We start from the raw sequence: 26,958 nt of genomic DNA, 5'->3' as shown, positions 1-26,958 counted from the left end.
ACTGTCAGGTTCACTCCTCATCACGCTGCAACACCATCAGCAGCAACGACCGCCCCTTGACCTCGAAGGTGCTGTCGAACTGCAGATGCTGCCCCTTGCGCAGCTCCGGCCGGTCGGTGTCGACCAGGCAGCTCCAGTAATCCCCATCGGGCACCGTCGGCAACTCGAACGGTACGATGTCATGGTGGGCATTGACGATCAGCAGCACGGTGGCCTCAGCGCCTGGCCGGGCAATTCCGCTGACTTGCGCGCGGCCATCGATCAGCATGCCCAGGCATCGCCCGTGCGGGTCTTCCCATTGCTCCACGCTCATCTCGTTGCCATCCGGTGCCAGCCAGGTCACGTCCTTGACCCCGATTGCCTCATTGTAGTCGCCCACCAGAAAGCGCGAGCGGCGCAGTATCGGGTAGGCCAGGCGCAGGCGGGTCAGGCGTTTGACGAAGGCCAGCAGCTCTTCACCCTCCTGGTCCAGGTCCCAGTTCACCCAGCCGATCTCGCTGTCCTGGCAATAGGCATTGTTGTTGCCGTGCTGGGTACGGCTGAACTCGTCACCGGCGACGATCATCGGTGTGCCCTGGGCCAGCAGCAGGGTAGCGAAGAAGTTGCGCATCTGGCGCATGCGCAGGGCATTCACGCCCGGGTCGTCGGTTGGTCCCTCGACACCGCAGTTCCACGACAGGTTGTTGTCGGTGCCGTCCTGGTTGTTCTCGTCGTTGTCTTCGTTGTGCTTGTGGTTATAGGACACCAGGTCGCGCAAGGTGAAACCGTCGTGGGCGGTGACGAAATTGACCGAGGCATAAGGGCGCCGGCCACGGTTGTTGAACATGTCCCCCGAGGCGGTCATGCGCGAGGCAAAGTCGGCCAGTTGGCCTTCGTCACCTTTCCAGAAGGCGCGCACGGTGTCACGGAAGCGGTCGTTCCACTCTGCCCAGCCCGGGGCAAAGTTGCCCACCTGGTAGCCGCCCGGGCCGCAGTCCCAGGGCTCGGCAATCAGCTTCACCTGGCTCAGCATCGGGTCCTGGCGGCAGGCGACGAGGAAACCGTGGCGTTCGCTGTAGCCGTCGTGGTAGCGGCCAAGAATGGTCGCCAGGTCGAAGCGGAAGCCGTCCACGTGCATTTCGCCGGCCCAATAGCGCAGCGAGTCGGTGACCAGCTGCAGCACGCAGGGGTGGCTCAGGTCCAGGGTGTTGCCGGTGCCGGAATCGTTGATGTAATAGCGCTTGTCGTCCGGCATCAGGCGGTAGTACGAGGCGTTGTCGATGCCGCGCATCGACAGCGTTGGCCCGCGCTCGTTGCCTTCGGCGGTGTGGTTGTAGACCACGTCGAGGATTACCTCCAGACCGGCGTCGTGCAGGTGCGCGACCATTTCCTTGAATTCGGCGATCTTGCCGCTGGCCAGGTAGCGCGGGTGTGGGGCGAAGAAGGCGATGCTGTTGTAGCCCCAGTAGTTGTTCAGGCCCTTGTCCAGCAGGTGCTGGTCGTTGACGAAGGCGTGAACCGGCAGCAGCTCGATGCTGGAAACGCCCAGCTCCTTGATGTGCTTGAGCAGCTCGTCATTGGCCAGGCCGGCGAAGGTGCCGCGCAGGTTCTCCGGTACTGCCGGGTGGCACATGCTGATGCCACGGGTGTGCGCCTCGTAGACGATCGTGCGTTCCCAGGGTATCAGCACACGCTGGTCGCGGCCCCAGGTGAAGGCAGGGTCGATCACCTTGCACTTAGGTACGAAGGGCGCGCTGTCGCGTTCGTCGAACGACAGGTCGCCGTCGGGGTGGCCGATGGTGTAGCCGAACAGTGCTTCGGACCATTGCAGGCTGCCGACCAGTTGCTTGGCATACGGGTCGATCAGCAGTTTGTTGGGGTTGAAGCGGTGGCCGTTCTCTGGCTCGTAGGGGCCGTGCACGCGGTAGCCATAGATCAGCCCGGGGTGCGCGTCGGGCAGGTAGCCGTGGTAGATCTCGTCGGTGTATTCGGGCAGCTCGATGCGCTCGATTTCGTGTTCGCCAGTGGAGTCGAACAGGCACAGCTCGACCTTGGTGGCGTTGGCCGAGAACAGGGCAAAGTTGACCCCTAGGCCATCCCAGGTGGCACCGAGGGGGAAGGGCAGGCCTTCACGGATGCGCGATGGGGCGACCGAGCGGGTTTTCTTCGGGGGGCGGGGGCTCATGGCGGTCCTCACCGCCCGGGGCTTCTTCACCGCTACGGCTTTCTCAACCGGCTCAGCCGCTACCTTGGGCTTGGCCGGCGCCCGCTTGCGCGGCGCCGCCTTGGGAGCCAGGGCCTCGGCTTCGGCCAGCTTGCGGGCCATGTCCCAATGGCGGTCTTCCTGGCCGACGGGCTTACCCTCGGATTCCCAGATCTGGTAGGCAAATTCGCGGATACGTTTTTCATCAACACTCATCATGACGCTCCTGATGCTCAAGATTGTTGTATCAGCAGGTTGACCGGAAACTCCGCCAGCACGGCGCTCAACAGCAGCTCCCTGGAAGAGCTGACCGCAGCACTGGGGAAAAGTCCCGTCGAGTTGGCAGGCGACAAGGCAAACGGCAGGCTTACTCGGGTGTCGTCCCAGTTCTGTGCCGGGATCAGGGGTATCGGTGCACCCGCCAGCAGGGTACTGGCCAGGCGTGGCGCGATGATGACGGCCCGCTCGCCTTCGCCCAGGCGGGCAAAGGCCACCACCTTGTCGGCATGCCGGCCGTGCACGCTCAGCGGCAGGTAGGCACCACGGCGGAACAACTCGGCGTGGGCCTGGCGGCAGTCCAGCACCCGGGCGATCAGCGCCTGCTTGAGGCGGCCGTCGCGCCAGTGCGCCAGCAGATCGGCTACCGGCGTTGCATCGTCCAGGGTGCGACGCCGGCAAGCGTAGTCCACGGCGCGGCGGTTGTCCGGGTCGACCAGGCTGAAGTCCCAGTACTCGGTGCCCTGGTACAGGTCAGGCACACCCGGCGTGGTCATGCGCAACAGGGCCTGTACAAGGCCATTGAGGGCGCCGGGGCAAGCGAGCAGTTGCGCGGCATCCGCCACGGATTTGCGCAACTGCTGGTTCTCGCTGTCCAGCAGCAGCCCGTCGAGGTAGCGGGCGCAGGCGCTTTCGTATGCCTCGTTCGGTGCGCTCCAGCTACTGCGCAGCTTGGCCTCGCGCAGGGCCTTCTGCTGCCAGTGGCGAATGCGTTCGGCGTACTGGCGCAGGGCGTTGTCCTCGTGCAGGTCGAGGTCCAGTGGCCAGCTGCCCAGCAAGGTCTGCAGCAGCATCAGCTCATCGCCGGGGCTGGGCGCCAGGCCGTCGTCCAGTTGCGTGCGCAACGGTGTCGCCAGTTCGCGCCAGTGTTCCATTCGGCTGGCCAGCCACGGGCCGCGCTCACTGAGCACGGCCAGGCGCGCGCGGGTGTCTTCGCCGCGCTTGTGGTCATGGGTGGCGCTGGCCAGCAGGTTGTCGGGGAAGTCGCGCAGGCGCCGCTGGGCCTCGTTGTGGAAGTGCTCGAGCGGGGCGCTGAAACACGCGGCCTCGAAGCCTACATCGTTGCGCGACAGCAGCCGCGCGCTGCGGTAGAACGCGGTGTCTTCCACGGCTTTGGCGGCGCTGGGTGCGGTCAGTTGCTGGAAGCGTACGCAGGCGTGGCGCAGCTGCTTGCGCGCCCGGCCCGCTGGCAGGTTGCGCCAGGCTTGCCCCCCCAGCCATTGTTCAAGCTGCTCGAGCAGCGGCCAGTCGGCTTCGCCGAGGTCCTGGCGGGCATTGGCCAGGGCCTGCTGGAAAAACCCTTCGTCTTCTGCCGGGCGCCCGCAGGCATTGAAGTAGGTGCGGTACACCGGGTAATGCGCTACCAGCGCCTGCAAGGCGCGGCGGATCGCGCCCAAGGTCAGGTCGCGGGTCATCAGGTCGTTGCGCGCTACCTGCAACAGCGCCTGGGCCACCGACTCACAGTCGCCGGCCAGGCTGGCATTGAGCACCAAGTGGCGGGCCTGGCGCACCTCCTCGGGGAAGTCCGGGCGTTCGCTTACATTGGCCCACAGCTCGGTCAGCGCTGCTTCACCCGCCGGGTCGTGCTGTAACAGCGAGACCTGGTTCATGAACTCATAGCCGGTAGTGCCATCGGTAAGCCAGTCGCGGTGCAGGTGCTCGTTGGCACCGAGGATCTTCTCCACGTAGATCGGGAAATGCTCCAGGGCGGCATGCAACGGCCGCTGCGCCAGCAGGCCATCGACCCGTCGGCGCAGTTTGCGGCAATAACCGCGCGGGTCGGCCAGGCCGTCGATATGGTCGATGCGCAGGCCGTCCACCAGGCCACGCTCGATCAGTTCGAACAGCTTGGCGTGGGTAGCCTCGAACACCACCGCGCGTTCAACCCGCAGGCCGCCCAGTTCGTTGATGTCGAAGAAGCGCCGCCAGTTGATGTCGTCGGCAGCGGTGCGCCAGCTGGCCAGGCGGTAGGTCTGGCGCTCCAGCAGCAGGTGCAGGCGCTTGAAACCGTTCTCGCTGCGGCTGTCGAACGCCGCCAGCGCCGATTCGAGGTCGGCGCCTTCGCATACCAGGTGCGCCAGCTCGGCTTGCAGGGGCAGGGCATCGGCCAGCGGCGTGGCAGATGCGTTCAACGCGGTGAAGCGTTCGGCCAGGGCCTTGAGCGCCGGCTCCGGGCTGAGGGCGAGAATCCAGCCATAGTCGACCGGGCAGATCGGGAAGCGGTGTTGGTAATGGGCGATTTGCAGCCGCCCATGGTGCTTGTCGAACTCAAGCGGTATCTCGCCATTTTTCAGCGCCACGCCATAGTCGCTGGCGAGGAACGGCAGCAGCAGCTGGCCGGCCAGCAGCGGGTCGCTGGAGTGCCACTGGATGTCGAAGAATTCCGCATACGGGCTGCGTCGGCCCCAGGCCAGCAGGCTCTGCCACCAGGGGTTGTCGGCACCGCCCACGGCCATGTGATTGGACACCGTATCGAGGATCAGCCCCATGCCGTGCTGGCGCAGGGCGGTAACCAGCCTTTCCAGCGCCGCCTCGCCGCCCAGTTCGGGGTTGACGCAGGTCGGGTCGACCACATCGTAGCCGTGGCGCGAGCCGGCACGGGCCTTGAGGATAGGCGAGGCATACAGATGACTGATGCCCAGCTGGGCAAAGTACGGCACCAGCGGCACGGCGTGATCGAGGGTGAAGTCACTGTGAAACTGCAGGCGCAGGGTCGCGGTCAGCGGTTTCATCGGTCACGCTCCCAGGCCTGTTCGCGGGCCTGGGCCAGCAGTTCCAGGCGCCGTGCGGCATCTTCGTCGTCGAGCAACTCACGTACCGGCCGGGCAAAGCGTCGGCGCCAGTTGGGGTGGCCAGCGGTGGTGCCCGGCAGGTTGGGTTGCTCGTCGCAGCCTAGCAGGTCTTCCAGCGGCACCAGTACCAACGGTGCGCGGGTGTGGCCGACGTAGCGGATGGCCGCGTCGATCAGCGCGTCGTTGTCCGGCAGCGAGCCGTAGTTGGCCTCCAGGGTACGGCGCAGGCCGTCGTGCTCCTTCTGCCGTTCGTGGCGCCAGTGCAGTTCGGTGGCGGCGTCGATCAGTTGCAGGCGGTGGTTCCAGTCGATGTCGCGGTTTTCCAGCCAGCCGGCGAGCGGCGCCAGGTCATGGGTGCCGGTGGTGGCCAGGGCGTTGTCCGGCCAGTCGAGAATCGGCTTGAAATGGCCGGGCTGGGTCTGCTCGAAGGGCAGCACGCGCATGCCCAGCACAGCCTTGGCCGCCAGTTGCTCGCGCAGGCCGTCGGGTACGGTGCCCAGGTCTTCGCCGAGGATGATTGCCTGGTGGCGCACCGACTCCAGCGCCAGCAGGCGCAGCAGGTCGTCCAGCGGGTAGTTGAGGTAGGCGCCTTCGCTGGGTTTGGCTCCCTGCGGGATCAGCCACAACCGGCGCAGGCCCATCACATGGTCGATGCGCAGGCCGCCAGCATGGGCGAGGTTGGCCCGCAGCATTTCGATGAAGGCGCGGTAGCCGTTGCGCTTGAGGCCTTCGGGCGAGAAGGCGCAGATGCCCCAGTCCTGGCCGGCACGGTTGAGGATGTCGGGTGGTGCGCCCACCTTCAGGGCCGCCAGCAGCTCGTCCTGGCGGCTCCAGGCCTGGCTGCCGGCACCGTCGGCGCCCACCGCCAGGTCAGCGATCAGGCCAACCGCCATGCCGTTGCCGCGTGCCGCTTCCTGGGCGCGTTGCAGGCCCCGTTCGGTCAGCCATTGGCAGAAGGCATGGAACTCGACCTTGGCCGGGTAGGCGTTGGCGAAGGCCTCCACTTCCGGGTGGTACGGGTCGTGCCAGGCCTTGGGCCAGTGGCGCCAGTCGGCACCCAGGCCGTGCTCCACGGCTTGGGCCTGCAGCACCTCGAAGCGGCAGTGGTGCTCCAGGGCCTGGCCGCCGGCTTCGCGGAAGCTGTCGAAATCCTTGCGCAGCGGGTGGTCGCCCTGGCTGAAGCCCTGATACAGGGCTTCGAGCAGGCGCTGGCGGGCGCTGGCGGCACGCGGCCAGTCGACCAGCGGGCATTGCTCCAGGTCTTCCAGCTGTTGCTCCAGGCCGCAGGCTTCGATGGCCACGCGCACCTCCCGCTCGCCCAGCAGCGCGGCCGGGCTGGCGTACAGGGTATTGAGCAGCAGGCGGCTGGAGGGCGAGTAGGGACTGTAGTGCGTCTGGTCGATCGCCGACAGGGCGTGAATCGGGCTGATCGCCAGGGCATCGGCACCGCGCTCGGCGGCCGCGCGGGCCAGTTGTTCCAGGGCCAGGCAGTCGCCGTAGCCGCCATCGCCGGGGCGGCGCAGGCTGTACAGCTGCACCGCCAGACCCCAGCAGCGCGGGGGCGGCTGCTGCACCCGGTCTTCAAGGCTGTGGCAGCGTGGCGGGGCCACGGCCACGGTGAAGCGGCGGTTGTCGATCTCCACCTGGTGGTAGCCGATGGGCAGCGCACCGGGCAGGCGGGCCTGGTCGTCGAGGCTGAGGGTGAGGGAAGTGTGGTCCTCCAGGGTGCAGTGCGCGACGCTGGCGGCGCTGAAGTAGCGCGCCAGTGCCAGTGGCTGGCCGAGGTCGGCGGTCAGCAGCGGCGGCAGGTGCTCGCTGTCTTGGGCAGCGTCCATGGCGCGCAGGCTGGCAGCAATGGCGGCGTCATCGGCGGCCGGGTGGCCAAGGCCTTCAAGGATGTTGCGCAGCACCTCGTCGCTGACACGCTGGGGCCGGGCATTGGCGTCGATCCAGTCGCGGCACAGACCGACGCGGGTTGCCAGGCGGTGCAGGGCGGTTTCGCTCATGGGCGCTCCTGGGCAGGTGGAAGCAGGCTGACCACGCAGCTGTACGCGGCCAGATGGGTATCGGGATGCCGGGTGTTGCTGCTGTCGAACAGCCGGGTGGCTGGCGCGGGCAGTTCGACCGCCTGTGGGGTGGCGGCCAGGTTCAGGTCGATGCGCAGGGTGTGGCCATCGCCCAGGCGCCAGCGTGCGGTCAGTGCCTTGTCGCCGAGCACCTCGGCACCCAGCGCGCGGCTGCCAGGCAGGTGCGGGATCACATGGCGGCGGCGCAGGTCGAGCAGGTGCTGGTACAGGCCGTGCCAGCCGGCGACCACTTCCCCGGCCCGGGGGCGGGAGGCCTCGAAGGTCTGTTCGGCGTTGGGGTCGGGGATGCGTTGGCGCTGCTCGGCGTCGGCGAAAGCGGCGAAATGGGCGAACTCGCCGCGCCGGCCTTCACGCACGGCATCAGCCAGCTGGTCATGGAAGTCAGTGAAGAACAGGAACGGCCGGCAGCTGCCGTCTTCGTCGCCCATGAACAGCAGCGGGATCATCGGCGCCAGCAGCAACAGGCCGGTGGCCGCCCGCAGCGCCGGCGGCGGGCACAGGCGGGTCAGGCGCTCGCCGAGGGCGCGGTTGCCGACCTGGTCGTGGTTCTGCAGGAACAGCACGAAGGCGCTGGGCGGCAGGTGCCCGCTGGGCTCGCCGCGGGGCGTACCATGGCGGTTGGCCTGGCCCTGGAACACGAAGCCTTCGCCAAGGCAGCGGGCCAACTGGTCGATGGGGCGATGCTGGTAGTCGGCGTAGTAGCCTTCGGTTTCGCCGGTCAGCAGCACGTGCAGGGCATTGTGGCCGTCGTCGTTCCACTGGGCGTCGAAGCCTTGTTCCAGCAGGAAGGTCTGGTTGTGCTCGTTCTCCAGTACCAGCCACACCTGGCGGCCCGGCTCCACTGCAGCGCGTACCCTTTGCGCCAGCTCGACCAGGAAGTCGGGCTGGTCGATGGCGTGCACGGCATCCAGGCGCAGGCCATCGAAGCGGTAGTCGCACAGCCACATCAGGGCGTTCTGGATGAAGTACTCGCGCACCTGCGGGCGACGGAAGTCGATGGCTGCGCCCCAAGGCGTCTGCCGGTCGTCGCGGAAGAACGGGCTGGCGTACCGGTGCAGGTAATTGCCGTCGGGGCCGAAGTGGTTGTACACCACGTCGACCAGCACCATCAGCCCCTGGCCGTGGGCCTGGTCGACCAGCGCACACAACTGCTCGGGGCTGCCGTAGGTATTTTGCGGCGCATAGGGCAGCACGCCGTCGTAGCCCCAGTTGCGCTCGCCGGGGAACTGCCCCAGCGGCATCAGTTCGATGGCGCTGATGCCCAGCTCGGCCAGGCGCGGCAGTTGCCGGGCGACCCCGGCGTAGCCATCGAGCAGGCCGACATGCAGCTCCTGGATGACCGCCTCGTGCCAGGGCCGGCCTTGCCAGGGGTGTTGCCAGGCATAGCCGGCCACATCCACCACCTGGCTTGGGCCCTGTACGCCCTCAGGCTGGTAGCGCGAGGCCGGGTCGGGCACCTGCAGTGCACCGTCGATACGGTAGTGGTAACGGTCGCCGGCCTGGCACGGGGCCACGCCGGTGTACCAGCCATCATCATCGGGCAACAGCTCGATGGCCGGCTGTTGCTCCAGTTCCACGCTCACGCTGCGCGCATCCGGGGCCCAGAGGGCGAAGCGCGCCGACGTGGCGTCCAGCAGGTGTGCGCCATGCCTGTGCATCTTCTGCTCCCCGCTCAGTAGTGGCTGTGCTGCGCCTGCTTGACCAGGTCTTCGTACAGGCGTGCGTAGGGCTCCACGGCCTGGCACCAGTTGAACGGTTGGGTCATCGACAGGCAGCGCATGGCATTCAGCAGGTCCTTCTTGCCATAGACATAGAAGGCGCGGCTGAGGGCCTGGCGATAGCTCTCGACAGTGGACTCATTGAACAGGAAACCGGTGACCCCGGACTCGATGGTGTCGGCCAGGCCGCCGGTGTTGCGCGCCACCGGCAACGAACCGAAGCGCTGCGCGTACATCTGGCTGAGGCCGCACGGCTCGTAGCGTGACGGCATCAGCAGGAAGTCGCTGCCGGCGAACATGCGCCGGGCGTCGGTTTCGTTGAAGCCGATGCGCACGCCGATGCGGCCCGGGTGGCGTAGCGCCAGCTCGCGCATGGCCTGTTCTTCTTCGGGCTCGCCACGGCCGATGATCGCGATCTGCCCGCCTTGCTCGACGATGTAGTCGGCGACACCGAGGGTAAGGTCCAGGCCTTTCTGGTAGACCAGGCGCGAAACCACGGCGAACAGTGGGCCTGCGGAGGGCTGCAGTTTGAACAGCTCGCGCACTGCCTGGGCATTGCGCGCCTTGCCCTCCCAGTCATTGATGCTGAAGTTGTGCTGCAGGTGCTTGTCGGTAGCCGAGTCCCAGCTTTCGTCGATGCCGTTGGGAATGCCGCCGAGCAGGCCTTGCTGCGCCTTGCTGGCGAGGAAGCCGTCCAGGCCGCAGCCGAATTCCGGGGTGGTGATTTCCCGGGCATAGGTGGCGCTGACCGTGGTGATGTGGCTGGAATAGGCCAGGCCGGCCTTGAGGAACGACAGCTTGCCGTAGAACTCCATGCCTTCCTGCTGCATGGCATGTTCGGGGATTGCCAGCTCCGGGCTGCAGCCGCGGCTGTACACCCCCTGGTAGGCCAGGTTGTGGATGGTGAACAGGGTGGGCGTGCTCAGCCCGCGCCAGTGCATGTAGGCCGGCGCCAGGCCGGCGGGCCAGTCGTGGGCGTGCACCACTTCGGGCTTCCAGTGGATCCTGCCTTCGCCGGCGGCGATTTCGGCGGCGGCCAGGCCCAGGCGGGCGAAGCGGATGTGGTTGTCGGGCCAGTCGCGGCCGTTGTTGGCGCCATAGGGGGTGCCGTCGCGCTGATACAGTTCGGGGCAGATGAGCACATAGATGACCAGGCCGTCGGCCATGTCCATGCGCCCGATCTTGCACGGCGGCAGGGCGGCGTGGCCGCCCAGTTCACCGACGATATGGATGGGGTTGTCGCTTTCCATCACCTGGCGGTAGCCGGGGATCAGCACCCGCACATCGTGCAGGTGCGCCAGGGCGCGGGGCAGGGCGGCAGACACGTCGCCCAGGCCGCCGGTCTTCACCAGGTCGGCGATTTCCGAGGTCACGAACAATATCTTGCGCTTGTTGCGGTTGTGCTGGCGCTGGGCGCCGGGTGCCTTGCCTGTCGCGGCGAAGTCCGGGGTGAGCGGTTCGCGGTTGTCCGGGTTGAATGAATCTACGTGAGGCTCGACAGCGGCACTGATCATACTTCTCTCCGTCCCTATGCTTGGCCGGGTGCTGGCACCCGTGGCGATGTTTCGTGTTGGTTCTCTCTGTTTCTGGATTCTGCGTAGTGCGTTCCATGCCCCAGGTTCGTGCGCGCAGGCACAACGCGATCAGCACTCCGGCCGAAGGCGATTGGACTGGTTGGGATGGGCGGGCCGAGCCAGGGAATGTCCCTTGCGTTTGGCCTACTTAGTTCCTGACCTGCCGGTGTTTCCGAAAGTTCGACTTTTTTTCGTCGCTCTTCCGTTGAGCAAATGGCGGGCCGAAACCCGAGTGTAGGAGAGAAAAAGATAAAAAGGTGACCCACTGGTCACTATTGCCATGCGCGGAATAGACGCAAACGTTGGCGTATGTGACCGGATGTGAAAAGGGGTGGGCGAAGGCAGTGCGGGGTGTTTGGAGGATGCGCCAAATTGTGGCTAGGGTGGGGTAACGCACCATGATGGTGCTAGCAGCAAGTCACTTCTTCATCGTGGACAACCCGGTCATCATGGCATTGGATTCTCAACGCGCAGTGAATCCCTTGGCTGGCATTTCTGACAGTTGTGTCATTCAGGGCTAGGGCACCACCATTGTGCCGGATCTCCCCTAGGACGAAGGTCATGGAAAAAATTGATCAGCTGACCTCAGTGCATAAGCACTCTTCAGGCATCCCTTATGCACCTTACGGATACTCTGTATGGCTCGACTCATCTCTGAGCTTCAACGCTCAACACAGGGATTTGCACTCAAAATTTTACCTGCTCGGTAACGGGTATCGGGGATATAAGCCCGAACTTATGCGGTTTAACTCACCAGATACGCTCAGTCCGTTCGGCAAAGGGGGGGCGAACGCATACGCCTACTGCGCTAACGACCCGGTGAATCGCCTGGACCCATCAGGCCATTTCTTCAAATGGTTGAAACGGGGTGTAGCCAGCATTTTTGGCAACTCCGGCAGGTCGCCAGGACGACGAACAGATTCAATCACCGCTACTACCCTAAGCGAACCCGGTTCAGTTGAGCGGAGTTCAGATCTCTCTTTTGGGGCGCCTTCGGGAGGTAGCGGTGCGAGTCACGTTCAAACAACGTTCGAGGAAATTCAGCGTCTTGAACGCGACATTATGGGTGTGAGGGATTTTTCGCCGCAAAATCCTCGTGAGGTCAATGCTCAGCTCGAAACCCTATCTGTTTTGCAGCATCGACTTGCTGATGCCCACAAGCGGATTGAACCGAACGATCAGGTATGGCTAGCCTTGCAGCTAGGGGAAAGGATTCGTGAAACAAAAAATCACGGATTATCCGTCTCAGATTCAGCCAGCAGGCACAGCCACAGTGAGTTGCGATTCCGCATTACCAGAAGCCTGATTTGAAGAAATCGATCAGAGGCTTACAGCCTTTTCGCCATCACGTTGTTGCGCCAGCAGCAGGTTCAACTGGGCGACCTGTTGGCGCAACTGGTCACGTTCGTCTTTCAATTTACGCAGCTCATCACGGCGCACGGAGACATAGAGGGTCTGGGTTGGGGTTGCAGGCATCAAGGTACCCATGAGCACACCTCGCGGTTTTGGCTAGTGACAAGTCAAAGCGTAGACGCTTCACGCGGGCGCATTCTGAATTCTTTCTCAGGCCTTGGGAACTTTTTTGTTTATCGTGGTCTCGCCGTTCGTCGCTGAACCCTCGAGCGGTTCGCTGGACTAATCTGAAAAACTGGATTGTGTTGTCATTTATTTCGAAAGGGGAGCATCGGCTCATGCAACTGGGAATCATCGGGCTGGGCCGCATGGGCGGCAATATCGCAAGGCGCCTGATGCGCGCCGGCCACCGTACTGTGGTGCATGACCGCAACCGTGAGGCCATCGACGGCCTGGAGAGCGAAGGCGCCCAGGGCGCGCACGACCTCGGTGCGCTGGTACAGAAGCTGAAAGCACCGCGTGCGGTGTGGGTAATGCTGCCGGCCGGCGAGCCCACCGAGCAGACCATCGCCCAACTGGCCGAACTGCTGGAACCGGGCGATGCGATCATCGATGGCGGTAACACCTTCTACAAGGACGACGTGCGCCGCGCCGCCGAGCTGGCCAAGCGCGGGCTGCATTACCTGGACGTCGGCACCTCCGGTGGCGTGTGGGGCCTGGACCGTGGTTACTGCATGATGATCGGTGGCGAAAAGGATGTGTTCGAGCGCCTGGAGCCGCTGTTCAAGGCGCTGGCGCCGGGGGTGGGTGACATCCCGCGTACCCATGGCCGCAGCGGTGAGCACCAGCGTGCCGAACACGGCTACATCCACGCCGGCCCACCCGGTGCCGGGCACTACGTGAAAATGGTGCACAACGGCATCGAATACGGCCTGATGCAGGCCTATGCCGAAGGTTTCGACCTGCTGCGCAGCAAGGGCGGCAACGAACTGCCGGAAGACCAGCGTTTCGACCTGAATGTGGCCGAAATTGCCGAAGTGTGGCGGCGTGGCAGCGTGGTCACCTCGTGGCTGCTCGACCTCACCGCCGATGCACTGGTGGCCGACCCGCAGCTGTCGCAGTTCAGTGGCTCGGTGTCTGACAGTGGCGAAGGCCGCTGGACCATCGACGCCGCCGTCGAGCAGGCGGTGCCGGTACCGGTGCTGTCCAGCGCATTGTTCGCCCGCTTCCGTTCGCGTCAGCAGCAGGGCACCTATGGCGACAAGATTCTCTCGGCCATGCGTCTTGGCTTCGGCGGCCATGTCGAGAAGAAAGGCGAATGACCAAACAGCGCATTCCGGCCGCACCGCCATGCACCCTGTTCCTGTTCGGCGCCAATGGCGACCTGGTCAAGCGCCTGCTGATGCCGGCGCTGTACAACCTCAGCCGTGACGGCTTGCTGGACCGCAACCTGCGCATCGTCGGGGTCGACCACAACCCGGCCACTGCCGAGGAGTTCGCCGGGCGCCTGCATGCCTTCATGGTCGAGCGTGACAAAGGTGGCGAGGGCACGGCCAAGTGCCTGGACGAGAAACTCTGGGCACGCCTGGCCAAGTGCCTGGATTACCAGACCGGCGATTTCCTCGACCCGGCCACCTACCAGGCCCTTGCCAGGCGCATCGACACAACCCGCCATGGCAACGCCATCTTCTACCTGGCGACCTCGCCGCGCTTCTTCCCCGAGGTGGCGCAGCGCCTGGGGCAGGCCGGGCTGCTCGACGAATCGGCCGGCGGCTTTCGTCGCGTCGTGGTCGAAAAGCCCTTCGGCACCGACCTGGCCAGCGCCGAAGCGCTCAACGCCTGCCTGCTGAAGGTGATGGGCGAGCGGCAGATCTACCGCATCGACCATTACCTGGGCAAGGAAACGGTGCAAAACATCCTGGTCAGCCGCTTCTCCAACGGTTTGTTCGAATCGTTCTGGAACAACCACTACATCGACCATGTGCAGATCACCGCCGCGGAAACCGTCGGTGTCGAGACCCGTGGTGCGTTCTATGACAGCACCGGGGCGCTGCGCGATATGGTGCCCAACCACTTGTTCCAGTTGCTGGCGATGGTGGCCATGGAGCCCCCGGCCGCGTTCGCCGCTGATGCCGTGCGCAGCGAAAAGGCCAAGGTGATCGGTGCCATCCGCCCATGGTCGGCGAAGATGGCCCTGAAAAACTCCGTGCGCGGCCAGTACAGCGCCGGCAAGCAGGGGCGCAAGCAGTTGCCCGGCTACCGTCACGAGGCCAACGTTGCGGCCGATAGCCAGACCGAGACCTATGTGGCGCTGAAGGTGATGATCGACAACTGGCGCTGGGCCGGGGTGCCGTTCTACCTGCGTACCGGCAAGCGCATGAGCGTGCGTGACACCGAAATCGCCATCTGCTTCAAGCCCGCGCCCTATGCGCAGTTCCGTAAGTCGGAGCTGGAACGGCCCAAGCCCAACTACCTGAAAATCCAGATCCAGCCCAACGAAGGCATGTGGTTCGACCTGCAGGCCAAGCGCCCCGGGCCGGAGCTGGTAATGGAGAATGTCGAACTGGGCTTTGCCTACAAGGACTTCTTCAAGATGACCCCGGCGACCGGCTACGAGACGCTGATCTACGACTGCCTGACCGGTGACCAGACCCTGTTCCAGCGGGCTGACAACATCGAGAACGGCTGGCGCGCGGTGCAGCCGTTCCTCGATGCCTGGGCCCAGGGCGGCGAGGTGCATGAATACCCGGCCGGTGAAGACGGGCCCGAGGCCGGCAATGAATTGCTGGCGCGGGACAAGCGCGAGTGGCATCGGTTGGGGTGAGGTTTTTGTAAAGCCTGTGCCGACCCTTTCGCGGGCAAGCCCGCTCCCACAGGGATATCGATGGTTTCAAGGCCTGTGATGTACCTGGGGGAGCGGGTTTACCCGCGAAGAGGCCAGCACAGGCAACCACACAAAGACGTCTCAATGTCCGCCCACATCGAAGACTATGCCCTGATTACCCGGTTGTTTCAGGCTGCCTGATATAAAAGTGTGAAACGACCGGAGTAGACTAGGGTAAACCCCTTCGGCACGGAGCACACATGGGCATTCGCGGTACTGACCGGCAGATTGACAACATCGAGTTCAATGTCAGCGACATCGCACGGAGCAAGGCCTTCTATGGCAGTGTGTTCGGCTGGGCGTTCACCGACTATGGGCCTTCCTACACCGAGTTCAGTGATGGCCGGCTGACCGGTGGTTTCACCACGGGGGAGCCGGTGCGCCCGGGCGGGCCGCTGGTCATCTTGTACGCCGACGATCTGGAGGCTACGCAGCAGCGGATCGAAGCAGCCGGGGCGAAAATCAGCCGGGCCACCTTTGCTTTCCCTGGCGGGCGGCGCTTCCACTTCATCGACCCGGATGGTTATGAGCTGGCGGTGTGGACGGCCCAAGCCTGATGGCCAATCACAAGATCGAAATCCGCCGGCGCAATATCGAAAAGATCCTGCAGGCGGCGGAAAAGGTGTTTGCCGAGAAAGGCTACGGCGCCACCTCGATGGGTGATATCGCCGAGCAGGCCGAGTTGCCGCGTTCCAACCTGCATTATTACTTCAGCACCAAGGACGACCTGTTCCGCGCGGTGCTGCAGGATTTGCTTGATGTATGGAAGCAGGACGCGCTGTGCTTCGAGAACTTCGACGACCCGCGTGTGGTGCTGACCAGTTACATTCGGGCGAAGATGGGCCATTCGCGCTCGCGGCCGCTGGGTTCGAAGATTTGGGCCGAAGAGATGCTGCACGGGGCGCCGGTACTGGGGGTGAGCCTGGATGAAAGCCTGGTGCCCTGGGCCAAGCTGAAGGAAGCCAAGATCCGCCGCTGGGTGGAGGAGGGGCGCATCCTGCCGGTGGAGCCGTCGGCGCTGTTGTACATGATCTGGGCTTCGACCCAGCACTATGCCGACTTTGGTTACCAGGTGGCATTGCTCAATGGCGGGGAGGCGTTGTCGGACATGGCCTTTGAAAATGCCGTGCAGACGGTGACCAGTGTGATCTTGCGGGGGATCGGGCTGGAGCCTTGAGGGCGGTAAGCGCTGAGCGATTGGGGCCGCTTTGCGGCCCTTCGCGGGCACGCCCGCTCCCACAGAGGGCAGCGAAACACCTGTGGGAGCGGGCGCGCCCGCGAAGGGCTGCAAGGCAGCCCCAATTGTCTCAACTGGCCTCGCGGTAGGGGTTACGCGGGTCCTGCGTCCAGTTCAGGTACGGCTTGCCGGTATCCTGTGCCACCATCTCGATGCAGCTCTCCACCGGGCAGGTAATCTGGCACAGGTTGCAGCCCACGCATTCCTCCTCGATCACGCTGTAGGCATGCGTGCCATCCGCCTTCAGCGTGCTGGCAATCGCCTGGTGCGAGGTATCCTCACAGGCAATGTGGCAGCGCCCGCAGCCAATGCATGCCTGCTGGTCGATGTGCGCCACCGACTTGTAGTTCATGTCCAGGTACTTCCAGTCGGTGGTATGCCCCACCGCCTGGCCGCGGAACGCCTCGATATTGCGGTGCCCGTGCTGATCCATCCAGCGCGCCAGGCCGTCCTTCATGTCCTCGACAATGCGGAAGCCATGCAGCATGGCCGCCGTGCACACCTGCACGGCACCACTGCCCAGGGCCATGAACTCGGCTGCGTCACGCCAACTGCCGATGCCGCCAATGCCGCAGATCGGCAAGCCGCGCGTTTGCGGGTCGCGGGCGATTTCCGCCACCATGTTCAGGGCAATGGGCTTTACCGCCGAACCGCAGTAGCCGCCATGGGTGCTCTGGTCGCCGACGATGGGGTGGGCGACCATGCGATCGAGGTCGACGCTGGTGATCGAGTTGATGGTATTGATCAACGACACCGCATCGGCCCCGCCACGGTGCGCGGCGCGGGCCGACTGGCGGATGTCGGTGATGTTCGGCGTGAGCTTGACGATCACCGGGAGCGAGCAGTACGTCTTGCACCAGCGGGTGACCATTTCCACGTACTCCGGCACCTGGCCGACTGCCGCACCCATGCCGCGCTCCGGCATGCCGTGCGGGCAGCCGAAGTTCAGTTCGATGCCATCGGCCCCGGTGGCTTCCACCAGCGGCAGGATGAACTTCCAGGACTGCTCCTCGCACGGCACCATCAGTGACACGATCAGTGCGCGGTCGGGCCAGTCCTTCTTCACCTGGGTGATTTCGCGCAGGTTGATGTCCAGGGAGCGGTCGGTGATGAGCTCGATGTTGTTGATGCCCTGCACCTGGCGGTTGGGGCCGTAGTGCGCCGAATAGCGCGACGACACGTTGACCGCCGCCGGGTCTTCGCCCAGGGTCTTCCACACCACGCCACCCCAGCCGGCCTCGAAGGCGCGGACCACGTTGTAGGCCTTGTCGGTTGGCGGTGCGGAGGCCAGCCAGAAGGGGTTGGGTGCCTTGATGCCGGCAAATTCGATGGACAGGTCGGCCATTTACGCAGCCTCCACGTTGAGCATGAGTTGGGCATGGATGGCTTCGGCGGCCAGCTTGCCGTGTTGCACGGCCTGGACGGTAAGGTCCTGGCCCAGGGCGGTGCAGTCGCCGCCGGCATATACCCCCGGCAGGCTGGTTTGCATCGTTTCGTCGACGCGGATGCGCTCGCCGTCGCGCGCCAGTTGTGCGGCCACCGGGTCGCCGAGGCTGGCGTCGTCGAAGCGTTGGCCGATGGCCTTGAAGATGGCATCGGCGGCCAGCTCGAAGGTTTCGCCGGTGTCGCGCAGGTGGCCGTCTGCCAGCTCGGTGCGGGCAAAGCGCATGCCGCGCACCTTGCCGGTGTCGTCCAGCAGCACGGCATCGGGGCGGGCCCAGGTGTGCAGGCGCACCTGGTTGGCCTTGGCGATGTCCTGCTCGTGGCCGGTGGCACCCATGTCGGCATGGCCACGGCGGTACACCAGGTTGACGTCGCGGGCACCCAGGCGGCTCATCTGCACGGCCATGTCGATGGCGGTGTTGCCGGCGCCGATTACCAGGCAGCGGTCGGCCAGGGGCAGCTGGCTGAGGTCGTCGGCCTGACGCAGCTCGCGGATGTATTTGGTGGCGGCGAGCAGGCCGGGGGCTTCTTCATCCGGCAGGCCCAGCTGGCGCACGGCATTCAGGCCGAGGCCGAGGAACACCGCAGCGTACTGGTCGCGCAGCTCGCCCAGGCTGAGGTTGCCACCCAGGCGTTGGCCAGGGCGGATCTCGATGCCACCGATACCGAGCAGGAACTCCACTTCACGCTGGGCATAGTCGTCCACCAGCTTGTAGCGGGCGATGCCGTACTCGTTGAGGCCACCGGCCTTGTCGCAGGCCTCGAACACCACCACATCATGCCCGTGCATGGCCAGGCGATGGGCGCAGGACAGCCCGGCAGGGCCGGCACCGACCACGGCGACGCGCTTGCCAGTGGCCGGCGAGCGCTGGAACGGGTGCTCGGTGAAGTGGGCGTTGTCCAGGGCATAGCGCTGCAGCTGGCCGATCAGCACCGGTGCGCATTCCTGCGCGTTGTTGCGCACGCAGGCTTGCTGGCACAGGATTTCGGTGGGGCAGACGCGGGCGCAACTGCCGCCGAGAATGTTGGCCGAGAGGATGCGTTCGGCGGCGCCTTGCAGGTTTTCGTCGCTGATACGGTGGATGAACGATGGGATGTCGATGTCGCTGGGGCAGGCGTTGACGCAGGGGGCGTCATAGCAATACAGGCAGCGTGCGCTTTCGACGGCGGCCTGGCGGGCGGTGAGGGGTGGGGCCAGGTCGCTGAAGCGCTCGGCCAACTGGTCGGCGCCGGCCCGGGGGCGCGGCAAGTGGTTCAGGGCGTCGATCACGGTTGTAGCCTCTCTATTTTTTATGGATGCAGGCGACAAGCATTGCGGTGGTTTCTGGGGCCGCTGCGCGATGGGCTGCGCAGCAGCCCCAATGGCTTCAGCGCTGCACGGGCGTCGGCCGCTGCACTTCGGCCCTGCGCCCCAGCACCTCATACACCGACGGGTACGCCGGCCGCTCCACATACCGCCCCGCGCCCTTTTCCGCGCGCAGATCGCCGTCGGCCCAGAGCACCTTGCCCTGGCTGATGGTGTGGCTGGGGATGCCGCGCACGGTACGGCCTTCGAAGATGTTGAAGTCCACCTGCTGGTGGTGGGTCTTGGCCGAGATGGTGCGGGTGCCTTGCGGGTCCCACAGCACCAGGTCGGCGTCGGCACCAACGCGAATGGCACCCTTGCGCGGGAACAGGTTGAAGATTTTCGCGGTGTTGGTGGAGGTCAGCGCGACGAACTCATGCATCGACAGGCGCCCGCTGTTCACCCCGGCATCCCACAGCACCGCCATGCGGTCCTCGATGCCGGCAGTGCCGTTGGGGATACGGCTGAAGTCGTCGCGGCCCATGGCTTTCTGCTCGGCGCAGAAGCAGCAATGGTCAGTGGCGGTGGTGTGCAGGTTGCCCGACTGTAGCCCGCGCCACAGCGCCTCCTGGTGTTCGCGCGGGCGGAACGGTGGGCTCATCACGTAGCCTGCGGCGGTGGCCCAGTCCGGGTCACGGTAGACGCTGTCATCCAGCAGCAGATGGCCGGGCAGGACCTCGCCGTACACCGGCTGACCCTTGCCCCTGGCATAGGCGATTTCATCCAGCGCTTCGCGGCTGGAAACGTGCACCAGGTACAGCGGCGTGCCCAGCGTTTCGGCAATGCGGATGGCGCGGCTGGCCGCCTCGCCCTCGACTTGGGATGGGCGTGACAGCGGGTGTGCTTCCGGCCCGGTCAGGCCCTGGGCCAGCAATTTTTTCTGCAGGTGGTACACCAGTTCGCCGTTCTCGGCATGCACGGTGGGCACCGCACCCAGTTGCAGGCAGCGCTCGAAACTGGCCACCAGGGTGTCGTCGGCGGCCATGATCGCATTCTTGTAGGCCATGAAGTGCTTGAAGCTGTTCACCCCATGCTTGGCCACCAGTTCGCCCATTTCTTCGGCCACCTGCTCGCTCCACCAGGTGATGGCGACATGGAAGCCATAGTCGCTGGCGCTTTTCTGCGCCCAGCCGCGCCAGGTGTGGAACGCCTCCAGCAACGACTGCTGCGGGTTGGGGATGACGAAGTCGATGATCGAGGTGGTGCCACCGGCCAGGCCCGCGGCGGTGCCGCTGAAGAAGTCCTCGCTGGCCACCGTGCCCATGAACGGCAGTTGCATATGGGTGTGCGGGTCGATGCCCCCGGGCATCAGGTACTGGCCGCTGCCGTCGAGGATCTCGCAGTCGGTGGGTGGTTCGAGGTTTTGCCCGATGGCGCGGATCAGGCCATCGGCACACAGGACATCGGCGGGGTAACTCTCTTCGTGGGTGACCACGGTGGCGCCACGGATCAACAGGGACATGCCGTTTTCCTCGCAGGCTGACCGGTCTGGGCCGGTTCTTGGAATTGTCTTGGTACAGGGCGGGCAGGGCGGTTAATCCTGTCAGGCCTGACAAGATTGGAGGCTAGATGCTGATCATGGATTCATCAAGAAAATTTTCCCATTAATTTTGTGGTTTTTAAGTATTTGAAATCAAAGGGTTAATTTATTTGATAGCGCTGGCTATGGGGCTTTTGCAAACTTTGACTGACTTGACAAGATGAAAATCTGGTCAAGATTTTCAAGCACATAAAGCGTGTGTACTCCGGCCATCGCAATCGCCCGATGGGCAAACAACTACAAGAAAATCTGGAGAAAGCCCCATGCAGCAGAGCAGATCGGAAGTGGTCGAGCAGGATGGCCTGTTCGAGCTGTCCGAGGGCAGCGATGTCCTCGACAGCCCGCGCTACAACCACGACATCGCCCCGACCAAGGTGCACCAGCGCACCTGGAACAAATGGCACATCACCGCCCTGTGGGTGGGCATGTCCATCTGTGTGCCCACCTACACTCTCGGCGGCGTGCTCACCGCCTACTTCGGCCTCAGCGTGGGCGAGGCCTTGCTGGCGATTCTGCTGGCCAACCTGATCGTGCTGATCCCGCTCACCCTCAACGCCTTCCCCGGTACCAAGTACGGCATCCCGTTCCCGGTGCTGCTGCGATCGTCGTTCGGCATTATCGGCTCCAACGTGCCATGCCTGATCCGCGCGGTGGTTGCCTGTGGCTGGTTCGGCATCCAGACCATGTTCGGCGGCCTGGCCATCCACCTGTTCCTCGGCTCGGTGTTCGACGGTTGGAAGGCCTTGGGCGGCACCGGCGAGGTGATCGGCTTCATGATCTTCTGGTGCCTGAACCTGTGGGTGGTGCTGCGCGGCGCCGAGTCGATCAAGTGGCTCGAAACGCTGTCGGCGCCGCTGCTGGTGGCCGTGGGCGTCGGCCTGCTGTTCTGGGCCTTGCCGCACATGTCGATGACCGAACTGCTGGCCCAACCGCCCAAGCGCCCGGAAGGGGCGAGCATGCTCGGCTACTTCTGCGCCGGGCTTACCGCCATGGTCGGTTTCTGGGCCACGCTATCGCTGAACATCCCCGACTTCAGCCGCTACGCCCGCAGCCAGAAGGACCAGATTCTCGGGCAGATCTTCGGCTTGCCGCTGACCATGTTCCTGTTCGCCGCGCTGGGCGTGGTGCTGACCGCAGCCTCGGCGTCGTTGGTAGGCGAGACCGTGTCCGACCCGGTCAGCCTGATCGGCAAGATCCACAGCCCGTTCTGGGTGGCTTTGGCCATGGCGCTGATCGTGATCGCCACGCTGTCGACCAACACCGCGGCGAACATCGTGTCGCCGACCAACGACTTCCAGAACATCGCCCCACGCCTGATCGGGCGCAGCCGCGCGGTGTGGCTGACCGGCTTCATCGGCCTGGCGCTGATGGGCCATGAGTTGCTGAAGAAGCTGGGCTGGATCGTCTCCGACCTGAGCCTGGAGAGCGTGTACTCCAACTGGCTGTTGGGCTATTCCAGCCTGCTGGGGCCGATCGCCGGGATCATGGTGGTGGACTACTTCCTGATCCGCCAGCAGAAGCTGGACCTGGCCGGGTTGTACCGCGACGACGTGTACCCGGCGTGGAACTGGGCCGGGTTTGCCGCCTTTGCGCTGCCGGTGGCGTTGACCATGATGGCCATTGGCAACAGCAGTTTCAGCTGGTTCTACGACTACGGCTGGTTCACCGGTTCGCTGCTGGGCGGGGCGCTGTATTACCTCTTTGCCGGCGTGCTGGCGCGCAGCCCGGCGCGGGTGGCCAAGCCTTTGCCGTGAGACCGAGCTGGCTTCTTCGCGGGCTCGCCCGCTCCCACAGGTACTGCACGGTTTTCCAGACCTGTGGTGATCCTGTGGGAGCGGGCATGCCCGCGAAGAAGCCATAACAGACAACAAAAAAGCCTGAAGGAGAAACCCGTGACCCCAGTCAAAGAGATCCTGAAGACCACCGCCCACCACATCGACAGCACCCGCCTGTGGCAATCCCTGATGGACCTGGCCCGACTCGGTGCCACCGCCAAGGGCGGCGTATGCCGCCTGGCCCTGACCGACCTCGACCGCCAGGCCCGCGACCTGTTCGTGCAGTGGTGCGAGGCCGCCGGTTGCACGGTCAGCATCGACGCCGTCGGCAACATCTTCGCCCGTCGCCCGGGGCGTAACCCCAAGCTGCCCCCGGTGATGACCGGCAGCCATATCGACACCCAACCCACCGGTGGCAAGTTCGACGGCTGCTTCGGGGTGATGGCCGGGCTGGAGGTGATCCGCACCCTCAACGACCTGGGCGTGGAAACCGAAGCGCCGCTGGAAGTGGTGGTGTGGACCAACGAGGAAGGTTCGCGCTTTGCACCGTGCATGATGGGTTCGGGGGTGTTCGCCGGCAAGTTCACCCTGGAGGAAACCCTGGCCAAGCGTGACGCCCAGGGTGTCAGCGTTGGCGAGGCGTTGAACGCCATCGGCTACGCCGGCCCGCGCGCTGTATCAGGCCACCCGGTGGGGGCCTATTTCGAAGCGCACATCGAGCAGGGCCCGATCCTCGAAGACCAGGCCAGGACCATCGGCGTGGTGCTGGGCGCATTGGGCCAGAAGTGGTTCGACCTGACCCTGCGCGGTGTCGAGGCCCATGCCGGCCCGACGCCGATGCACCTGCGCAAGGACGCCTTGGTCGGTGCGGCGGCGGTGGTGGAGGCAGTCAACCACACTGCCCTCGGTCACCAGCCCCATGCCTGTGGCACGGTGGGTTGCCTGCAGGCCTACCCGGGCTCGCGCAACGTGATCCCGGGCGAAGTGCGCATGACCCTGGACTTCCGTCATCTGGAGGGTGAGCAACTGGATGCGATGATTGCCGATGTGCGCGCGGTGATCGAGGCGACCTGTGCCAGGCATGGCCTGAGCTACGAACTGGTACCCACGGCCGATTTCCCGGCGCTGTACTTCGACCAAGGGTGTGTCGATGCCGTGCGCGAGTCGGCGCAGGCGCTGGGACTGCCGCACATGGACATCGTCAGCGGGGCGGGGCACGACGCGATCTTCCTGGCCGAGCTGGGGCCGGCGGGGATGATTTTCGTGCCGTGCGAGAACGGTATCAGCCATAACGAGATCGAGAACGCCACGCCCGAGGACCTGGCGGCGGGCTGCGCGGTGTTGCTGCGCGCGATGCTGGCGGCGTCGGAGGCGATTGCCAGCGGGCGATTAGGCCGGAACAGGCAATGAGAGGCTCGCCAGATACGCCGCAATCTGCCGCCCACCCCGCAAATGCACCACCGGCACCTGCGGCCCTATGGCCTGGCGGTTCGCTTCGATCCCCGGTCGATACCCCCCGTCGAACGTCCACACGAACTTCAGGAAAGTCAGAAACTCCCGGTCCAGCCGCTCTGTACATCCCGCCGGCAGGTCCGGCCGGGGTTTGTTCAGCACACTGCGCAGGATTACCCGCTTCAGGCAGGTAAGCCTCGGCGTATCCAGCCAGATGACCAGGTCGGCCCGCGGCAGGCGAAGGTCGAACGTGCGGCGGGCATAGTTGCCCTCACACACCCAGGCCTCCCCAGCCACCGCATCGCGCACGCGGGTGCGGAAGGTCTCGGCGTCCGGCTCAACCCAGCCGGTCTCCCAGAACAACGTGTCGAGGTGGACCACCGGCACGCCCAAACGTATGCCAATCTGCCGGGCCAGGGTCGATTTACCACTGCCGGAGTTGCCCAGAATCACGATGCGTTGCATGGCCAAGTCCTTTTGGAAAAACCGGCAATGCTAAATCATCCGGCCGGTTCGAGACAGCCATCGCGCCCGATATGGTAGCGCTGCAGGTCCTGCGCCAGGGTCAACTGCCCGCTGTAGTGGGCGAGGGCTTCGTCGCGCAGGTTGTCGATGCTCGGGCTGCGCCGTGGGTCGTTCTGGTAGCGGGCGCTGAAGTGCGTCAGTACCAGGTTGCGCACGCCTGCAGCTTCGGCAAAGTGCGCCACCGCAGCCGCGGTGCTGTGGCCGAAGGTGACCCCCGTGCGTTCGACCACCGCCTGGGTGAACGTGGCTTCGTGTACCAGCACGTCAGCACCCCTGGCGGCGTCGGCCAATAGCGCGGGGGTGTCGTTGTCGCCGCACACGATCACCCGCCGTGGCGGGCGCGAAGGGCGCAAGTAATCACTGCCGTGCAGCAGCTGCCCGCCATGCTGCACCGTCAGACCCTTGGCCAGGTCGCCCCACAGCGGGCCGCGGGGTATGCCTTCGGCTTCCAGGCGTGGGATGTCCAGGCGCGGTTCGGGGTTGAGTTCGGTGAACACGAAGCCCACGCTTGGCACCCGGTGCGACAGTTGCACGCTGGACACCTGCACGGCGTCACTGCGCCACTCCACCAGGTCTTCCACGGCCAGCAGGCGCAGTTCGAACGGCAGGAAGGTATCGCTGGCCACCAGCCCCTGGCGTACCCAGTCGTGCAGGGCGGCGGGCAGGACAAGGTCCAGCGGCTGGGTGCGCCCGCTCATGCCGGCACTGGCCAGCAGGCCCGGCAGGCCGAAGCAATGGTCGCCGTGCACGTGGGTGATGAAGATGGCGCGCAGGTCGCGGATCGACAGCGGCGTGTGCAACAGCCGGTGCTGGGTGCCTTCGCCACAGTCGACCAGGTACCAGTGGCTGCCACTGGCTTCGATCACAGCGGTGGCGCTGACGTTGCGTGCCTTGGTCGGCACGCCGGCGGAGGTGCCCAGGAACAGCAAATCCATGGTCTGGCTCCTTGTTTCAGCCCAGCAGCGACAGGTCGCGCAGCAACGCCTGCAGCCCTTGTGGTACCAGTGGGCCGATGCGCGCCAGGTCGGCGCTGTCGCACCAGCGGGCGCGGAACGGGCTGCTGTCGGACTCTTGGCCGTCCAGCCAGGCTTGCTGGTACAGGTTGGCGTCGTCGAAGCGCGCATCGTACACCTGCACAATCTCATGCCCTGGCTTGCCGGCATAGGTGAACAGGCTCTCCAGGGTGCCGAGCAGGCGCACGTCGCTGATCGGCTGGCGCAGTTCTTCGTCGATTTCCCGGGCGATGGCATCGCGGCCCAGTTCACCGAACTCGATGCCGCCACCCAGCGGCCGGCACAGGGTCTGGCCGGTAGCCGGGTCGTCGAACACGTTGACCAGGATCCTGCCCTGGTGGTGGAACACGCACAGGGCGAGAAAACGGATACGGGGTGCTGGTTGCGGCTTGGTACTCAACGGGCTCGTTCCTTCGAGGTGATACGGGGCGCACACCTTAGCCGGATTGCCGCATGTCGTCGATGGCCCGCCAGGTTTGCCTACTCGGCCTGTCGCCAGATGAGCTTGCTGGTGTCATAGCCTTGCTCACGGGCGATCATCAGCAGTTGCTCGCGCAGTTGGTCGGTGACCGCGGGCGTGCGCGAAAGCAGCCACAGGTATTCGCGGTTCGGGTGGCCGACCAGGGCTACGCGGTAGTCCTGATCGTGGTACAGCACCCAGTACTCGCCCTTGGCCAGGCCGGGCGCAAGGCGGCTGAACCAGTTGTCGAAGCGCACCCAGAGCTTGTCGGTGCTACCCGGTTGCTGGGCTTCGGCGATGCCCTTGGCCTGGTTCCACTGGCCGTCCTTTTCCTGGCAGCGGTTGGTCACGTCGAGACGGCCGTCCACTCGCAGGCCATAGTGCGCCTCGGACTGCACGCAGTTGCGCTGGAAGAACATCGGCAGCCGCGCGAGTTCGTACCAGGTGCCCTGGTAACGTTGCAGGTCGACCTGCTGGGTACGCGGCGGCGCCGGGTGGTCGTTGCCGGCGCAGCCGAGCAGGGCCAGGGTCATGCAGGAAAGCAGCAACGTGGTGCGTAGCGCCATGGTGAACCTCCTTGATACGGACGGGGCTTACCTGTGTTTCGATGCGGGCGAGAGGCAAAAGTTGTACGGGATTGTAGCTTTCAGAACGAACCGGTCTGCACTTCGCCTGCGCGCACGTAGCGAGCGATGACCACGCCCTTGGGCGAAACCTGCGAGTGCTGCAGGGTGAAGGCCGCCGCTGCCGCATCGTCGCCGAACAGGCGTTTGCCGTGGCCGAGCAGCAGCGGGTGGATCAGCAGTTGCAGTTCATCGACCAGGCCTGCCGCCAGCAGTTGCTGTACCAGTTCGCTGCTGCCCTGGGTAAGCAGGTTGGCGCCGTCCTGTTGTTTCAGTGTGCGAACCGCTGCGGTGATGTCCGCGCCCAGGGCATGGCTGTTGTGCCAGTCGAGGGTTGTGGGGGTGTGGGTGGCCACGTGCTTGGGCACGCTGTTGAACAGGTTGGCGATGGAGAAGTCTTCCGAGCTGTCTTTGATGTCAGGCCAGTAGCCGGCGAAGATGTCGTAGGTGCGCCGGCCCAGTAGCAGTTCGAAGGGCTCGCTGAACAGGGCCTGCATGGCCTGGCCGAAGACTTCCTCGGCATAGGGCACGATCCAGCCGCCGTAGGAGAAGCCGCCGCTGGTGTCTTCCTGCGGGCCGCCGGGGGCCTGCATGACACCGTCGAGGCTGATGAAGGCGGCTACGATGAGTTTGCGCATGGGGACTCTCCTGTTGGCAGCCGGGGTGACTGTGGGCATGG

General features: G+C 65.0%; 21 protein-coding genes. 7 read left to right on the top strand and 14 right to left on the bottom strand.

The window, feature by feature from the left end; genetic code table 11:
• Positions 1–10 precede the first annotated feature (10 nt).
• The 5 genes from glgX to glgA are packed head-to-tail and all read right to left on the bottom strand — an operon-like array spanning position 11 to position 10,569.
• Positions 11–2,398: a glycogen debranching protein GlgX gene (glgX, locus tag A4C63_RS10530; protein WP_177340737.1), complete on the bottom strand. Its 2,388-nt coding sequence runs from the start codon at positions 2,396–2,398 to the stop codon at positions 11–13.
• A gap of 17 nt (positions 2,399–2,415) precedes the next feature.
• Positions 2,416–5,190, bottom strand: a complete 2,775-nt coding sequence (locus tag A4C63_RS10525; protein WP_063912615.1) for a malto-oligosyltrehalose synthase — start codon at positions 5,188–5,190, stop codon at positions 2,416–2,418.
• Positions 5,187–7,256, bottom strand: coding sequence for a 4-alpha-glucanotransferase (malQ, locus tag A4C63_RS10520; RefSeq protein WP_063912614.1), 2,070 nt, complete (start codon positions 7,254–7,256; stop codon positions 5,187–5,189). Before malQ ends, A4C63_RS10525 begins: the two co-directional genes overlap by 4 nt.
• Complete coding sequence (gene treZ, locus A4C63_RS10515) at positions 7,253–8,995, bottom strand: malto-oligosyltrehalose trehalohydrolase (protein WP_063912613.1); 1,743 nt, start codon at positions 8,993–8,995, stop codon at positions 7,253–7,255. Before treZ ends, malQ begins: the two co-directional genes overlap by 4 nt.
• Before the next feature lie 14 nt (positions 8,996–9,009).
• Positions 9,010–10,569 carry a glycogen synthase GlgA gene (gene glgA, locus A4C63_RS10510; protein ID WP_063912612.1) on the bottom strand — a complete coding sequence of 520 codons (1,560 nt, stop codon included), beginning with the start codon at positions 10,567–10,569 and terminating at the stop codon, positions 9,010–9,012.
• Between the two features lie 621 nt (positions 10,570–11,190).
• On the opposite strand from glgA, the gene A4C63_RS26755 reads away from it, so the two are divergent.
• The gene (locus tag A4C63_RS26755; protein WP_082888302.1) at positions 11,191–11,940 is read left to right on the top strand and encodes an RHS repeat-associated core domain-containing protein; all 750 of its coding nucleotides are present in this window, start codon (positions 11,191–11,193) and stop codon (positions 11,938–11,940) included.
• Between the two features lie 9 nt (positions 11,941–11,949).
• Here A4C63_RS26755 and A4C63_RS26550 read toward each other — a convergent pair whose 3' ends face one another.
• Positions 11,950–12,117 carry a DUF6026 family protein gene (locus A4C63_RS26550; RefSeq protein ID WP_016488155.1) on the bottom strand — a complete coding sequence of 56 codons (168 nt, stop codon included), beginning with the start codon at positions 12,115–12,117 and terminating at the stop codon, positions 11,950–11,952.
• Between the two features lie 17 nt (positions 12,118–12,134).
• Between A4C63_RS26550 and gnd the strand changes: the two genes are divergently transcribed.
• From gnd to A4C63_RS10490, 4 genes are all read left to right on the top strand, one after another.
• On the top strand, positions 12,135–13,304 hold the full coding sequence (gene gnd / locus A4C63_RS10505; RefSeq protein WP_256202921.1) for a phosphogluconate dehydrogenase (NAD(+)-dependent, decarboxylating): 1,170 nt from the start codon (positions 12,135–12,137) through the stop codon (positions 13,302–13,304).
• On the top strand, positions 13,301–14,806 hold the full coding sequence (gene zwf / locus A4C63_RS10500) for a glucose-6-phosphate dehydrogenase (RefSeq protein WP_063912610.1): 1,506 nt from the start codon (positions 13,301–13,303) through the stop codon (positions 14,804–14,806). The genes gnd and zwf overlap by 4 nt, the downstream gene beginning before the upstream one ends.
• A gap of 260 nt (positions 14,807–15,066) precedes the next feature.
• Entirely contained in the window at positions 15,067–15,423 is a 357-nt protein-coding gene (locus A4C63_RS10495) for a VOC family protein (RefSeq protein WP_063912609.1), read from the top strand.
• On the top strand, positions 15,423–16,043 hold the full coding sequence (locus A4C63_RS10490; protein WP_063913067.1) for a TetR/AcrR family transcriptional regulator: 621 nt from the start codon (positions 15,423–15,425) through the stop codon (positions 16,041–16,043). Before A4C63_RS10495 ends, A4C63_RS10490 begins: the two co-directional genes overlap by 1 nt.
• Positions 16,044–16,173: 130 nt before the next feature.
• On the opposite strand, the gene preA is transcribed toward A4C63_RS10490, so the two are convergent.
• The 3 genes from preA to hydA all read right to left on the bottom strand — a co-directional run bounded on the left by preA (position 16,174) and on the right by hydA (position 20,353).
• Entirely contained in the window at positions 16,174–17,448 is a 1,275-nt protein-coding gene (gene preA / locus A4C63_RS10485) for an NAD-dependent dihydropyrimidine dehydrogenase subunit PreA (RefSeq protein ID WP_063912608.1), read from the bottom strand.
• Entirely contained in the window at positions 17,449–18,816 is a 1,368-nt protein-coding gene (locus A4C63_RS10480) for an NAD(P)-dependent oxidoreductase (protein WP_063912607.1), read from the bottom strand.
• A gap of 97 nt (positions 18,817–18,913) precedes the next feature.
• Entirely contained in the window at positions 18,914–20,353 is a 1,440-nt protein-coding gene (gene hydA / locus A4C63_RS10475) for a dihydropyrimidinase (protein ID WP_063912606.1), read from the bottom strand.
• A 341-nt stretch (positions 20,354–20,694) separates the two neighbouring features.
• Between hydA and A4C63_RS10470 the strand changes: the two genes are divergently transcribed.
• Complete coding sequence (locus tag A4C63_RS10470; protein ID WP_063912605.1) at positions 20,695–22,185, top strand: NCS1 family nucleobase:cation symporter-1; 1,491 nt, start codon at positions 20,695–20,697, stop codon at positions 22,183–22,185.
• 138 nt (positions 22,186–22,323) lie between these two features.
• The gene (locus A4C63_RS10465; protein WP_063912604.1) at positions 22,324–23,616 is read left to right on the top strand and encodes a Zn-dependent hydrolase; all 1,293 of its coding nucleotides are present in this window, start codon (positions 22,324–22,326) and stop codon (positions 23,614–23,616) included.
• Here A4C63_RS10465 and A4C63_RS10460 read toward each other — a convergent pair.
• From A4C63_RS10460 to A4C63_RS10440, 5 genes are all read right to left on the bottom strand, one after another.
• Positions 23,596–24,123 carry a hypothetical protein gene (locus tag A4C63_RS10460; RefSeq protein ID WP_063912603.1) on the bottom strand — a complete coding sequence of 176 codons (528 nt, stop codon included), beginning with the start codon at positions 24,121–24,123 and terminating at the stop codon, positions 23,596–23,598. The genes A4C63_RS10465 and A4C63_RS10460 overlap by 21 nt on opposite strands.
• 35 nt (positions 24,124–24,158) lie before the next feature.
• On the bottom strand, positions 24,159–25,118 hold the full coding sequence (locus tag A4C63_RS10455) for a ribonuclease Z (protein WP_063912602.1): 960 nt from the start codon (positions 25,116–25,118) through the stop codon (positions 24,159–24,161).
• 16 nt (positions 25,119–25,134) lie between these two features.
• On the bottom strand, positions 25,135–25,596 hold the full coding sequence (locus A4C63_RS10450) for an NUDIX hydrolase (RefSeq protein ID WP_063912601.1): 462 nt from the start codon (positions 25,594–25,596) through the stop codon (positions 25,135–25,137).
• An 80-nt stretch (positions 25,597–25,676) separates the two neighbouring features.
• A complete protein-coding gene (locus A4C63_RS10445) occupies positions 25,677–26,222 on the bottom strand; it encodes a lipocalin family protein (protein WP_063912600.1) in 546 nt (181 codons plus the stop codon).
• An 80-nt stretch (positions 26,223–26,302) separates the two neighbouring features.
• Entirely contained in the window at positions 26,303–26,917 is a 615-nt protein-coding gene (locus tag A4C63_RS10440; protein ID WP_063912599.1) for a dihydrofolate reductase family protein, read from the bottom strand.
• Positions 26,918–26,958 lie beyond the last annotated feature (41 nt).

Source organism: Pseudomonas sp. p21, from assembly GCF_001642705.1.
Classification (GTDB): Bacteria; Pseudomonadota; Gammaproteobacteria; order Pseudomonadales; family Pseudomonadaceae; genus Aquipseudomonas.
This window is presented reverse-complemented; position numbering and strand designations above follow the sequence as displayed.